The organism is Sphingobium sp. DEHP117, assembly GCF_030867385.1.
Classification (GTDB): domain Bacteria; phylum Pseudomonadota; class Alphaproteobacteria; order Sphingomonadales; family Sphingomonadaceae; genus Sphingobium.
The window spans coordinates 1,177,167-1,189,400 of sequence record NZ_JAPFBJ010000001.1 but is presented as its reverse complement, the minus strand read 5'-3'; the positions used below and the strand labels follow the sequence as shown (position 1 = coordinate 1,189,400).

The window sequence follows — 12,234 nt, the reverse complement described above, 5'->3', positions numbered from 1 at the left end:
ATGGCTCAGGGCTGGGGCGCGGTCGCGCCATTGGCGTCGCGCAGCGCCTTGGTGACATGGCCGACCGTCGCCGGATTGCGCTTCACGCCCAGCTCCCGCTCGGCGGCGCGTGCAAGCTGCTCGGCATATTCGTTACCCGCCAGGCCCGAAAGGTCTGCACGCACGCGGTCTACCAGCCCCGGCACCTTGGCGGCGTCGCCCTGCGCCACGCTGTCGAGCTGGATCAGGAAGGTGCCCTGATCCTCAGGAATCGGCATGGTCTTCACGCTGCCGCGCGTCATCGCGAACAGGATCGATAGCTGCGCCGGAACGCGCTGGTCCTGCCGCAACAGGTCGGCGCGGCGCACCGCGACCTTTTGCACCGGCGGCAGGGTGACGCCCGCACCCGCCATCGCCTTTTCCAGCGGCACGCCCTTGGCGACCTGCGCCTGGATCGTCTGCGCCAGCGCCCGCGCCTTTGCCGCTCCCTGGCTCAGCAGATAATGCTGCGCGACGATCGGCTTCACCTGCCCCAAGGGCGGCGGCGCTGCGGCAACAATGTCTCCCACGCGCACCAGCGCATAGCGCGTCCCTTGCGTAATCGGTACGAACTGCGGGTCGTCATCCGCCTCCATCGCAAAGCCGGCTTTCAGCATCGGAGCAATGTCTGCGGACGGCTTGTAGGCCGGATCGTTAACATTCTGCCCGGTGGGAAGCAGCACCGGCGTGGTCTCGACCGCAAGGCCATTGTCTTTCACCGCCTCGTCGAAAGTCGTGCCGTTGGCGATGCCATCCTCCACCTTGGCTACGAAATCGCTGAGCAGCGTCGCGCGCTTCTGGGTCTTCAGCGTCTCGATGATCTGCGGCCTCACGGTAGCGAGCGGCTTTTCCGCGATCTTCTGCACCGCGCTCGTCTGTATCAGTGCCCAGCCGAGCGCGAGCTTGACCGGCCCCGTCACCTTGCCCTGCGGCGCGGCAAACGCGGCGTCGGCGGCTGCGGGCGAGGCGGCCTTGGCGTAATCCGCCTTGGATACTGCCTTGAGCGAAGAAACCTCAAGCCCGCTCGCCGCAGCCGCTGCGGAGAGCGAAGCCGCCCCTGCGGCAGCCCTGGCTGCGCTCTCGATCGGGAAGATCAGCTGCTGAATGTCGCGCGTCTCGCGGGCGGCATAATCGGCGCGGCGGCTGGCATAATAGGCCGCGATCTCGCTCTCGGTCGGGTTCGCGGCCGCCTCAAACCGGCTGGCGTCGACAATGGCATAGCGGAACGAGCGCCGTTCCGGGATCATGTAGCGCGCGGCGTTGCTCTTGTAGAAATCGGCGAGCTGCGCGTCTGTCGGCGCGGTGGTGGGCCTGAACGCGGCGGCGGGGATGGCTGCGATCCGCCCTTCGCGCGCCTCCAGCAACAGCGAGGCATAGGGCAGCACCAGGCTGTCCGTCATCCGCGCGCCAAAGCTCGCCGGTGCCGCGACGATGCGCCCGGTCAGCTGCTGGGCGATGTCCTTGCGCAGCGCATCCTCGCTGATGCCCTGCGTGGTCAGCGCCTGGCGAAACAGCTCCTGGCTGAAGCTGCCGGTGGCAGTATGGAACGCGGGAATGGTCGCAATTTCGGCGTCGATCAGCCGCTTGCCGATATGGATACCCTGCTTGTGGCCGAATTCTTCAAGCGAAAGGGCGGTGACGAGCTGGCTGTAGATTCCCTGCACGGCGCCAAGGCTCAGAAAGTCGTCGATCTTCATGCCGGGATTCTCGCGGCGCTGCTGCTCGAACGCGCGCTGCACCCGTGCCTGCACCTCGGTGTCGGGCAGCGATTTGCTCCCTATCCGGGTGGCGGTCCCTGCTCCGAACGGCGTAAAGGAACTGTATTTGCCGCTGGTGATGTCCCCCGCGATAAACGCGAACGCCACCGTCGCGAGGAAGAGCAGCGCAAAGACCGCACCGAACTTCGATCCCATGATGCGCCGAAAAAAACCGATCATCTACCCGTCCTGCCTGTGATCCGCTGGTGGGCGGCCTCTGCAAAAATCAAAGTCGCTTTAGGGGCTGGCGCGCGTTCCGACAAGCAGGGACTGGACTTTGGGCGCGTGGGCGCTAATCGCGGCAATAGAAACGGTTCCGGCCCGCTCCCCCACCCAACCTCCCATAAGATATCCTGTCGGGAGGTTGGGTGGGGGAGCGGGCTGGTGCCGATCATCCGAAACGCCCGCGCAGCGGCCTGTTTCGGATCAACATGAACTATCGGAGGAACTATGAGCCGCAGGATGCTCGTTGTCGGCAACTGGAAGATGAACGGCCTGCGTGCGCAGCTTGCCGATGTCGAGGCGATCGGCGCGGTCGCTGCGGAGCATCCCGCCGTCGAAGTAGGCCTGTGCCTGCCCGCAACGCTGATCACTGCGGCGGCAGATAAGGCAGGCGTGGCGTTCATCGGCGCGCAGGATTGCCATCAAAAGGCAAATGGCGCGCATACCGGCTGCCTCTCCGCCGCGATGCTGAAGGAAGCGGGCGCCACTCAAGTCATCGTCGGCCACAGCGAGCGCCGGACCGACCAGCATGAGAGCAGCGCTGATGTCGCCGCCAAGGCGCTGGCCGCGAAGGCGGAAGGCTTGCAGGTCATTCTGTGTCTCGGCGAAAGCCTCGAGACGCGCGATGCGGGCGAGGCGCTGCCCTTCGTGCTCAATCAGCTTGCCGAGTCGCTACCGCAAGGCGCGGCTGCGGACTGGCTCTCGATTGCCTACGAACCCATCTGGGCGATCGGCACCGGCCGCATACCGACGATGGAACAGATCGCCGAGATGCACGGTGGCATCCGCGGCAAGCTCGCGGAGCTGGCCGGGGCAGAAGTCGCCGCCGGAATGCGCGTCCTCTACGGCGGCTCGGTCAATGCCGAGAACGCGGCCGAAATCTTCGCGCTCGAGGATGTCGACGGCGGCCTCGTTGGCGGCGCGAGCCTCACGGCGGCGAAATTCGGCCCGGTAATCGCGGCGGCGAGCTAGCTCGCCTTACCATATCAGAGCGATCAATCGAATTCGGTATGCTGGACAAGCGGGCGACTCTCGCGCGTTCCGCGTACGCCATGCTCCGGGTGGGCCGGATCGTCGCTGATGATCACATGATCATCATGGACTTCCAAGAGGGTGCCTACAAAGGGAAAACCCTCAAGGCTTCCGGTCACACGGTAGCTGACGGTATCGCCTTTACGGAAGCTTGCCGGATCGAAATTGAATTCAAACGGACATTGCTCGTCGGTCGCGCCCATGTTCTGCACAGTGAAATCCTATCAAAAGGCTGTAAAAGTCTCCTGAATATACGCTCTCTTCACGGGATTTTCCAGTGTGCCGCGCTCGCGGGGCTGCTTACGGATTGAACCGCTCGCGCTTCCCCGCTAAGGCCGGACCAGCATTTACAGGATAACGGATAAAGTTTCATGTTCACATTTCTTCTCGTGGTGCAGGCGATCATTGCAACCTGCCTCGTCACCGTTATCCTGATGCAGCGCTCCGAAGGCGGGGGGCTGGGCATGGGCGGCAGCCCATCCGGCTTTATGTCTGCACGCGGCGCGGCGGATTTCCTCACGCGCTCCACCACCGTGCTGGCTACCGTTTTCGTCATGTTGAGCATTGCGCTCGCCGTGCTGGCGTCGGTGAAGCGCGCTCCGTCGCAGATTGACACCTCGCTCGCCAAGCAGGGCGGCGCCCCGCTGGAGCAGCAGGCACCTGCCGCGCCTGCAAACGGCGATCCGCTCGCCGGGGCGGCGCAGAGCGTGGGCCAGGCACCGCCGCAGGGCGCGGCCAACGGCGCGGTTCCGCTCGCGCAATAACCGCGCACTTACCTAGTCAAGCAATTTAATTGCAGGCGCGCCGCATCGCGCGCTTGCCCAACCCTCATGAATAAGGCTAATCCTCCCCTCCCATGGCGCGGTATATTTTCATAACCGGCGGCGTGGTCTCCTCGCTCGGCAAAGGCCTGATGGCCGCTTCGCTCGCAGCCCTGCTGCAGGCGCGGGGATATCGCGTACGCATTCGCAAGTTCGATCCATATCTCAATGTCGATCCGGGCACGATGTCGCCCTATCAGCATGGCGAGGTCTATGTGACGGATGACGGCGCGGAGACGGATCTCGATCTCGGCCATTATGAGCGCTTCACCGGCGTCTCGGCTCGCCAGTCGGACAATGTCACGCAGGGTCGCATCTATCAGACGATCATCACCAAGGAGCGGCGCGGCGACTATCTCGGCGCCACCGTTCAGGTGATCCCGCACGTGACGGACGAGATCAAGGCGTTCGCGCTGGCCGATACCGAGGGGCTGGATTTCGTTCTGTGCGAGATCGGCGGCACCGTGGGCGATATCGAGAGCCTGCCCTTCATGGAGGCGATCCGCCAGCTTCACAACGATCTGGGCCGCGGTCAGTCGATCTTCGTGCACGTGACCCTCGTGCCCTATATCGCCGCCGCCGGAGAGCTGAAGACCAAGCCGACCCAGCACAGCGTGCGCGAGCTGACATCATTGGGCATCCAGCCCGATATCCTGCTCTGCCGCTGCGAACAGCCGCTGCCGGAGAGCGAGCGCGCCAAGATCGCGCTCTTCTGCAATGTCCGAACCGAGGCAGTGATTCCTGCGCTAGACGCACCCAACATCTACTCCGTCCCGGCGCAGTATCACGCCGAGGGGCTGGACGAGGAAGTGCTCCGCGCCTTCGGTATTGAGGGCGCGGCAGAGCCGGAAATGAGCCGCTGGCTCGACATCATGGACCGCTATGCCAATCCGGAGGGGGAGGTGACGATCGGCGTCGTCGGCAAATATGTCGGCCTGCAGGATGCGTACAAGTCGCTGCACGAGGCGCTGGTGCATGGCGGGCTCGCCAACCGGGTCAAGGTCAACATCCGCTGGATCGATGCCGAGCTGTTCGAGGAACCGGACAGCGACATCGCCGCGCGGCTGGAGCCGATGCACGGCATCCTCGTGCCCGGCGGCTTCGGCGTTCGCGGCTCGGAGGGCAAGATCGCCTCGGTCCGCTTCGCGCGCGAACGCGGCGTTCCCTTTTTCGGCATCTGTCTCGGCATGCAGATGGCGTGCATCGAGGGCGCGCGTAATACCGCCGGCATCGCTCATGCCTCCACCACCGAATTTGGCGAAACGTCAGAACCGGTCGTCGGCCTCATCACCGAGTGGATGAGCGCGGAAGGCCTGCAACAGCGCAGCGCCGAGGGAGATCTGGGCGGCACGATGCGGCTGGGCGCCTATGATGCAAAGCTCACCGGCAACAGCGTGGTGGCGGGCATCTACGGCGGCACGGACATCAGCGAACGCCACCGCCATCGCTACGAAGTCAACGCCGCCTATCGCGAGCCGCTCGAGAAGGGCGGGCTGATCTTCTCAGGCATGTCGCCAGACGGCCAGCTGCCCGAGATCGTCGAACGTCCGGATCACCCGTGGTTCATCGGCGTACAGTTCCACCCGGAGCTGAAATCCAAACCGTTCGATCCGCACCCGCTGTTCGCCGGGTTCATCGAGGCCGCAGTGAAGCAAAGCCGCCTGGTCTGATGCAAACAAAAGCCCCTCCCCTTGAGGGGAGGGGTTTGGGGTGGGGGCGAGCCTTCTAAACCCGCCCCGCGATCCAAAAGCTCGACTTAAGCCGCGTCGCTCTGCTTGCCGATCTCGACGATCTGCCCACCATTGATGGCGATCTTCTTCGGCTTCATCGCCTCGGGCACCTCGCGCACCAGCTCGATCGTCAGCAGGCCGTCGGCAAGGTTCGCGCTCTCGACTCGCACGAAATCGGCGAGCTCGAAACGGCGTTCGAAGCTGCGGTTGGCGATGCCGACATGCACGAACTTCGCGCGCTCGTCGTTGCTGATCTCGGCCTTGCGGCCAGATACCTGCAGGAGGTTCTGCTGGGCCACGATGTCGAGCTCATCCTCGCGGAAGCCCGCGACGGCGAGCGTCACGCGGTACTTGTCGTCGGAAAGACGCTCGATGTTGAACGGGGGATAATTATCGCCCTGAACCGCGCGCGCATTGTTCTCGATCAGGTCGAACAGGCGGTCAAAGCCCACGGTCGAACGGCGATAGGGGGTAAGGTCAAATCCACGCATAGTCATATCTCCTCTGTTGAGCGAGTTGCACTTGCGCCGGATCCATCATGGCATCCGGCCAAAATGTCCGCCGCTTCAGCGCCCGGACACAGGAGATTTAGGAAGGGTGCATGGGGTTTCAAGGGGTGTATTTTCGCCCCAAAACAATCGGCGCCTCCCCATTGGAAGACGCCGATTGCCGCTTGGGAGCTAACGGGTGCCGCTCGGGGCGGGATCAGGGATATTTGGTGGACCAGTCGGCCGGATAAGGCGCCTTCCATGCTGCGGGCGCCGTCCACGTGGTGCCGCGCGGTGCAGCTCCGGCTTCGAGCGTGCCGACGCGCGCCATGGCATCGCTCACCGCAGCCTGGCGGCATGACGGCACCGGCGGCGTCGAGCTGTCCGACTCGCCCAGCTTTTCGCACAGCCAGCGCGCGGTGAGGTTCACCCGCTGCCTTAGCATCTTCTTGCCTTCCGCAGTGCTGATATCGAGGTCGGCATAGCTGACGGACTGCGAGAGCGACTTGATGTCGTCCGCGCTGCGGCCATATTTGCCGGTGATGACGATGTCCTCGGTGTCCGCCGTCGTCGAGCTTTGCGCCTGGGCGAGCGTGCCGCCGATAAACGCGGTGCCGATGAGGGATGCCGTGATGAGAAAACGGTGGTGCATGGCTTCATCTCCTGGGTCGCCGCAGACATGCGGCGTGTTACCACCCCACAGGGGCAAGAACCCGTTTGCTGCCATCAGGTTCCCGGTTGGGCGGGGGATTTACCCGGTCCGCAACCAGAAAATTAACCCTTAGGGTCAGGACTCATTGATCAGAGCCAGAAGATGACGGTAGCAGCGAGGGCGATGGCCGAGAGAAAGACGGTTGGGCATCTGTCATAGCGTGTTGCGATACGCCGCCAGTCCTTGAGGCGACCGAACATGATCTCGATGCGGTTGCGGCGTTTGTATCTGCGCTTGTCGTACTTGACGGCTTTGTTCCGGGATTTACGGCCCGGAATGCAGGGTTTGATGCCCTTTTCCCGCAAGGCATCACGGAACCAGTCCGCATCATAACCCCGATCAGCCAGCAGCCACTGTGCCTTGGGGAGGGTGTCGAGCAGGGCGGCGGCCCCTGTATAATCGCTGACCTGACCTGCGGTTATGAAGAGGCTGATTGGGCGACCGTTTGCATCGGTGACGGCATGCAGCTTGGTATTCATGCCACCCTTCGTGCGCCCGATCAGGCGTCCAGCTTCCCCCTTTTTACCGCCAGGCTGGACGCCGTGCGGTGGGCTTTGAGATAAGTTGCATCGATCATGACCGTCTTGCGTTCGGGAGCCTGCGGTGCGGCTAGGCCTTCCATCATCCGGACGAAGACACCCTTGTCTCCCCAGCGCTTCCAGCGGTTATAAAGCGTCTTCGCCGGGCCATATTCCCTTGGCGCATCGCACCACCGTAATCCATTGCGATTGACGAAGATTATCCCGCTTAACACCCGTCGATCATCAACCCGCTGGCGACCATGGCTTTTCGGAAAATAGGGCTGAAGCCGAGCCATCTGCTCGTCCGTCAGCCAAAACAAATCACGCATCTCTCAGGCTCCTTACTGCGCGCCTGAATCACATTGCAGCCCGATAATCAATGGGTCCTGACCCTAGTGGATAATAAAACCAGAATTGAGGGCGTCTAATATCAAAGAAATGCTCCAGTGCCGAAGGGGATGTAAAAGCAAAATGCGATATATTTCTTCGGCAAAACAAGACTTTACCTTAATATCGCTTTCTGCGGGGCTGGTCTGGTTTGCAATCGAGCGGACCGAAACCTGTGATCGCTTCTTTGAGTGGATTCAGCAGAATCCCGATACCGAGATGGATTCGGTAATACTCGCGTTCATTCTCGCTGCGTTCGGCATCGCCATATTCGCATGGCGGCGATATCGGGAAATGCTCCTCGCCAGTTCCGCCCGGGAAAAGGCGGAGCAGAAGGTGCGCATGATGGCGTATCATGACCCCCTTACCGGCCTGCCCAATCGTGCGGCGCTGAGAGACAATCTCAAGCTGCTTGCCTCCGGCCCCGGCAAAAGGCAGATCGCGCTGATCTATCTCGATCTCGATCGCTTCAAATGGGTGAACGACATGCATGGGCACCTTGCGGCCGACAGGCTGCTGCGCCAGGTCGCCCAGCGGCTGGCTCACAACAAGTCGGCGGATTACACCGCCTATCGGCTTGACGGCGACGAGTTCGCGGTGGTGATGGACATAACGGGGCTGGACCGGGCGCACGCCGAGGATACGGCGCGGCGCATCGTCCGGATGATGACGGAGCCGTTCGAAGACCAGCGGCTCGTGCACTATATCGGTGCAACCGCGGGCCTTGCTCATTTCCCTGCGCACGCAGAAGATCATCTGGGCCTGATGCGCGCTGCGGATGTCGCCCTGAACCGCGCGCGTGAAGCGGGGCGCAATCAATGCCGCTGCTACGAAGCGGCGATGGACGAGCATATCAAGGCGCGCGCCGCGCTTGAGGTTGATCTGCGCACGGCGGTTGCGTGCAAGCAGATTGTGCCGTTCTATCAGCCGCTCGTCGATCTCGAGACCGGCGCGCTGATCGGGGTGGAATTGCTTGCCCGCTGGCCGCGCGAGGATGGCTATGACATCGGGCCGGATCAGTTCATTCCGATCGCCGAAGAGTGCGGCCTCATCACCGATCTGATGCTGTGCCTGATCGACCAAGCCTGCGAGGACACGCGCAAATGGCGCTCCGACCTCACGATCGCGATCAACATTTCGCCGGTGCAGTTCCAGGATCCATGGCTCAGCCACAAGATCCTTGCCGCGCTCACGCGCAACGGCTTTGCGCCGCAAAGATTTGCGATCGAGATAACCGAGAACGCGATCATCTCAGACGAGCCAAATGCCACCCGCAGCATCGAGTCGTTCAAAAACCAGGGGATGAAGATCGGCCTTGATGATTTCGGCACCGGCTATGCCAGCATGCATCACCTGCGGTTGCTGCCTTTTGACAAGATCAAGATCGACCGCACCTTCATCACGGATATAGATCATGATGCAGACAAGCTGAAGATGGCAAAGGCCATGATCGGGCTGGCCCACCATCTTGACCTGCCTGTGATCGCTGAGGGTATTGAGACGGCAAGCGTTGCAGATATATTGCGAGGGCTGGGCTGCGCCGTGGGGCAGGGCTATTATTTCAGCAAAGCTGTCCCGGCCGATCAGATGACCGATCTCATCACCCGCAATGGCACCGCATGGACCGCCGCCACCCGGTCCGCTGCTCCCGCCGCTACACCATCTCCCCGGCCAGCAGCCGAGGCAGAGCTCCACTCTCGCCGCGCGCTTCGTTCATAAAACGGGATTTCAATGGCCCGGCTCGCTGCACCGCCGCCAGCCCCGCGCGCCGGACAAGCGAAGGAAGCCGCCCCGGCACATCGAACAGGCGCACCAGCCCGCCCATCGCCATCGTGACCGACAGAGTGTCGAGGCTGCGCCAGCGCTGATAGCGGGTGAGGAGCTGCGCATCGCCCGGTTCCAGCCCGAGGCGCATACCGTCGACGATGACCTCGATCAGCGCCGCGACATCGCGAAAACCCAGGTTCACGCCCTGTCCCGCAATCGGATGGATGCCGTGCGCTGCGTCCCCGGCCAGCGCCAGGCGCGTGTCGGTGATGCGCGCTGCCCGATGATAGCCCAGCGGATAGCTGGAGCGCGGCCCTGCAAGGCTGATCTCACCCAGAAAACCGCCGATCCGCTTCTGCGCCTCGGCCAGGAATCCGCGCTCGCCCAGCTTCAGCATGGCGGGTGCGTGGGCAGAGGGCACGGTCCAGACAACGGCGCTCCGGTGTTTGCCCGGCAATGCCGGCTGCATCGGCAGCAGCGCGAACGGCCCGCCGGGGTAGAAAATCTCGTAGGCCGTGCCCGCGTGATCGACCTCATGATGAAACGCGGTGACGATCGCGACATGATCATAGGCCCATTTCGCGACCGTGATGCCCGCCGCCTCGCGCGTCGGGCTGGCGCGCCCCTCTGCGCCCACAAGCAGCGAGCCGGATAGCTTGGCACCACTCGCCAGCGTCACAAAAACGCCCTCAATGCTGCGGTCGACATGCAAGGCGCTATCGGGTTGATACAGCGTGAGGTGCTCTGCCGCTTCGGCGCACTCGCGCAGGGCCCGCCGCGTCTCGCGGTTTTCGAACATGATGCCCATCGGCGTGTCGTCGTCTTGCGGTGGCGCAAAATCGAGCGTGCCCGGCTGCAACCCGTCGGAAACCCAGATGCGCTCGATCGCACAGCCCCTGCCTTCCAGCCGCTCGGCGATGCCGATCGCCTGAAACAGCTTCCAGCTCGCGCTGGAGATAGACGAAACGCGCCCGTCAAAATTCTGTGCGAGCGTGGCGTCCGGTTGCGCCGGGTCGATCACCGCGCACGAGACTCCGTGTTTCGAAAGGCCGATGCCGAGCGTCAGGCCAACCAGCCCACCGCCCATGATGATGACATCAAAGCGCCGATCGTTCATGGGAAGACCTCTAAATCTTCGTCATTCCGGACTTGATCCGGAATCCCGCTGAACCTTTTCACATGTCGCTGGATTCCGGATAGCGCGATTCTCTTGTCCATCGAAGATTGCAGAAAATAGGCTTCCGGAATGACGCGAAAGGTCATCCCCCGGTTCCCCCCACCGTCAGCCGGTCGATCAACAGCGTCGGCTGGCCCACGCCTGCGGGTACGCTCTGGCCCGCCTTGCCGCACATGCCGATGCCTTCATCCAGCGCCATGTCGTTGCCGATTCCGCTGATGCGGCTCATCGCCTCCGGCCCGTCGCCGATCAGCGTCGCGCCCTTGATCGGGTCGAGGATCTTGCCGTTCTTCACGCGATAGGCCTCGGTGCAGGAAAACACGAACTTGCCTGATACGATATCGACCTGCCCCCCGCCAAAGCTCTTGGCATAGATACCGTCCTTCACGCGGGAGAGCAGCTCCGTCGGGTCGTCCTCGCCGCCTCTCATGAAGGTATTGGTCATGCGCGGCATCGGCGCGTGGGCATAATCCTCGCGCCGCCCGTTGCCCGTGGGCGCAACGCCCATCAGGCGCGCGTTCAATCGGTCTTGCATATAGCCCTTGAGGATCCCGTCCTCGATCAGCACCGTCTCCTGCGTCGGCGTGCCCTCGTCATCGATCGAGAGTGAACCACGCCGCTCGAAGATCGAGCCATCGTCCACCACGGTGACGCCCCTGGCCGCCACCTGCTCGCCGATGCGGCCGGAAAAAGCCGAGGTGCCCTTGCGGTTGAAATCGCCTTCCAGCCCATGGCCGACCGCTTCGTGCAACAGCACGCCGCACCAGCCGGAGCCGAGCAGCACCTGCATCTCACCGGCCGGGGCATCGACCGAGCGGAGGTTGGTCTGCGCTTGCTTTATCGCCTCGTCGATCGCGCGGCGCCAAACGCTTTCCTCCATCACGCCGTCATAGAGATAACGCCCGCCGACGCCGAACACGCCGGTTTCGCGCCGCCCATTCTCCTCCATGATGACAGAGACGTTGAGGCGCACCAGCGGGCGGATGTCGCTCGCGGTAAAGCCATCGGCGCGCACGATATCGATCACGGACCAGCTGCCCGCGAGGTTGACCGACACCTGCGAGACGCGGGGATCGGCGGCACGCGCCACTGCGTCGATCTTGGCGCACAGCGCCACCTTCTCGGCGAAGGGAACCAACTCTAGTGGGTTGGCCTCGGTGTACAAATGCCGGTTTGTCCGCGTCGGGGGCGGGGCGGGGGACTGGTTCGCCGGATCGAGCAGGCTCAGCGTCTGCGCCGCGCGGTTGATCGCTGCCTCGCTGATCTCGTTGGCATGGGCAAAGCCCGTCATCTCGCCCGAAACCCCGCGCAGGCCAAAGCCCTTGTCGGTCGAATAATCGGCTGTTTTCAGCCGCCCGTCGTCAAATCCGAAGCTCTCGGTCGCCCGATATTGCAGATAGAGCTCGCCATCGTCGCAGTTCTTGAGGGCGGCGGCGGTAAGACGTTTCGCGCCATCGGGGTCGAGCATCCCGTCGCGATAGAGCAGGCCACGGGCATCGGTATATTGGGAAGAGCTGTCTGTCATGCTTCGGATATAAGCAATGACGCGGCTTTCGCCATAGTTGAATTCGGCTTCGCATCGCTGTTTGCGAAAAACCGGTT

11 protein-coding genes are annotated in these 12,234 nt (G+C 63.0%); 4 read left to right on the top strand and 7 right to left on the bottom strand.

The features are described from left to right. Positions 1–5 precede the first annotated feature (5 nt). Positions 6–1,955, bottom strand: coding sequence for a peptidyl-prolyl cis-trans isomerase (locus tag OOT33_RS05895; protein ID WP_307749066.1), 1,950 nt, complete (start codon positions 1,953–1,955; stop codon positions 6–8). Positions 1,956–2,225: 270 nt separating this feature from the next. Between OOT33_RS05895 and tpiA the strand changes: the two genes are divergently transcribed. Then, positions 2,226–2,969: a triose-phosphate isomerase gene (gene tpiA / locus OOT33_RS05890; protein ID WP_307749065.1), complete on the top strand. Its 744-nt coding sequence runs from the start codon at positions 2,226–2,228 to the stop codon at positions 2,967–2,969. Positions 2,970–2,992: 23 nt separating this feature from the next. Here the strand turns inward: tpiA and OOT33_RS05885 are convergent, their stop codons facing one another. Continuing rightward, complete coding sequence (locus tag OOT33_RS05885) at positions 2,993–3,241, bottom strand: hypothetical protein (RefSeq protein ID WP_307749063.1); 249 nt, start codon at positions 3,239–3,241, stop codon at positions 2,993–2,995. A 159-nt stretch (positions 3,242–3,400) separates the two neighbouring features. On the opposite strand from OOT33_RS05885, the gene secG reads away from it, so the two are divergent. Beyond that, the gene (secG, locus tag OOT33_RS05880; protein WP_307749062.1) at positions 3,401–3,793 is read left to right on the top strand and encodes a preprotein translocase subunit SecG; all 393 of its coding nucleotides are present in this window, start codon (positions 3,401–3,403) and stop codon (positions 3,791–3,793) included. Between the two features lie 92 nt (positions 3,794–3,885). Next, entirely contained in the window at positions 3,886–5,520 is a 1,635-nt protein-coding gene (locus OOT33_RS05875; RefSeq protein ID WP_307749061.1) for a CTP synthase, read from the top strand. A gap of 86 nt (positions 5,521–5,606) precedes the next feature. Here the strand turns inward: OOT33_RS05875 and OOT33_RS05870 are convergent, their stop codons facing one another. The 3 genes from OOT33_RS05870 to OOT33_RS05860 all read right to left on the bottom strand — a co-directional run bounded on the left by OOT33_RS05870 (position 5,607) and on the right by OOT33_RS05860 (position 7,630). After that, entirely contained in the window at positions 5,607–6,071 is a 465-nt protein-coding gene (locus OOT33_RS05870) for an Hsp20 family protein (RefSeq protein ID WP_307749060.1), read from the bottom strand. 214 nt (positions 6,072–6,285) lie between these two features. Next, positions 6,286–6,720 (bottom strand): UrcA family protein, encoded by a 435-nt coding sequence (locus OOT33_RS05865; RefSeq protein WP_307749059.1) that lies wholly within the window; start codon positions 6,718–6,720, stop codon positions 6,286–6,288. Positions 6,721–6,869: 149 nt separating this feature from the next. Continuing rightward, positions 6,870–7,630, bottom strand: a protein-coding gene (locus OOT33_RS05860; protein WP_307748392.1) for an IS5 family transposase whose coding sequence is annotated in 2 segments (ribosomal slippage) — positions 6,870–7,294 and positions 7,294–7,630 — 762 coding nt in all. Because the reading frame shifts where the segments join, the coding sequence is not laid out codon by codon here. 277 nt (positions 7,631–7,907) lie between these two features. Between OOT33_RS05860 and OOT33_RS05855 the strand changes: the two genes are divergently transcribed. Next, the gene (locus OOT33_RS05855; protein WP_307749058.1) at positions 7,908–9,407 is read left to right on the top strand and encodes an EAL domain-containing protein; all 1,500 of its coding nucleotides are present in this window, start codon (positions 7,908–7,910) and stop codon (positions 9,405–9,407) included. Here the strand turns inward: OOT33_RS05855 and OOT33_RS05850 are convergent. Further along, positions 9,343–10,572 carry an FAD-dependent monooxygenase gene (locus OOT33_RS05850; RefSeq protein ID WP_307749057.1) on the bottom strand — a complete coding sequence of 410 codons (1,230 nt, stop codon included), beginning with the start codon at positions 10,570–10,572 and terminating at the stop codon, positions 9,343–9,345. The genes OOT33_RS05855 and OOT33_RS05850 overlap by 65 nt on opposite strands. A 142-nt stretch (positions 10,573–10,714) precedes the next feature. Further along, a complete protein-coding gene (gene tldD, locus OOT33_RS05845; RefSeq protein ID WP_307749056.1) occupies positions 10,715–12,157 on the bottom strand; it encodes a metalloprotease TldD in 1,443 nt (480 codons plus the stop codon). Positions 12,158–12,234: the final 77 nt, after the last annotated feature.

Coding starts and splice junctions, on each gene's coding strand:
- OOT33_RS05865 (WP_307749059.1), bottom strand. CDS start 6,720: ATGCACCACCGTTTTCTCATCACGGCATCCCTCATCGGCACCGCGTTT.
- tpiA (WP_307749065.1), top strand. CDS start 2,226: ATGAGCCGCAGGATGCTCGTTGTCGGCAACTGGAAGATGAACGGCCTG.
- OOT33_RS05870 (WP_307749060.1), bottom strand. CDS start 6,071: ATGCGTGGATTTGACCTTACCCCCTATCGCCGTTCGACCGTGGGCTTT.
- OOT33_RS05875 (WP_307749061.1), top strand. CDS start 3,886: ATGGCGCGGTATATTTTCATAACCGGCGGCGTGGTCTCCTCGCTCGGC.
- OOT33_RS05895 (WP_307749066.1), bottom strand. CDS start 1,955: ATGATCGGTTTTTTTCGGCGCATCATGGGATCGAAGTTCGGTGCGGTC.
- OOT33_RS05850 (WP_307749057.1), bottom strand. CDS start 10,572: ATGAACGATCGGCGCTTTGATGTCATCATCATGGGCGGTGGGCTGGTT.
- OOT33_RS05855 (WP_307749058.1), top strand. CDS start 7,908: ATGGATTCGGTAATACTCGCGTTCATTCTCGCTGCGTTCGGCATCGCC.
- secG (WP_307749062.1), top strand. CDS start 3,401: ATGTTCACATTTCTTCTCGTGGTGCAGGCGATCATTGCAACCTGCCTC.
- tldD (WP_307749056.1), bottom strand. CDS start 12,157: ATGACAGACAGCTCTTCCCAATATACCGATGCCCGTGGCCTGCTCTAT.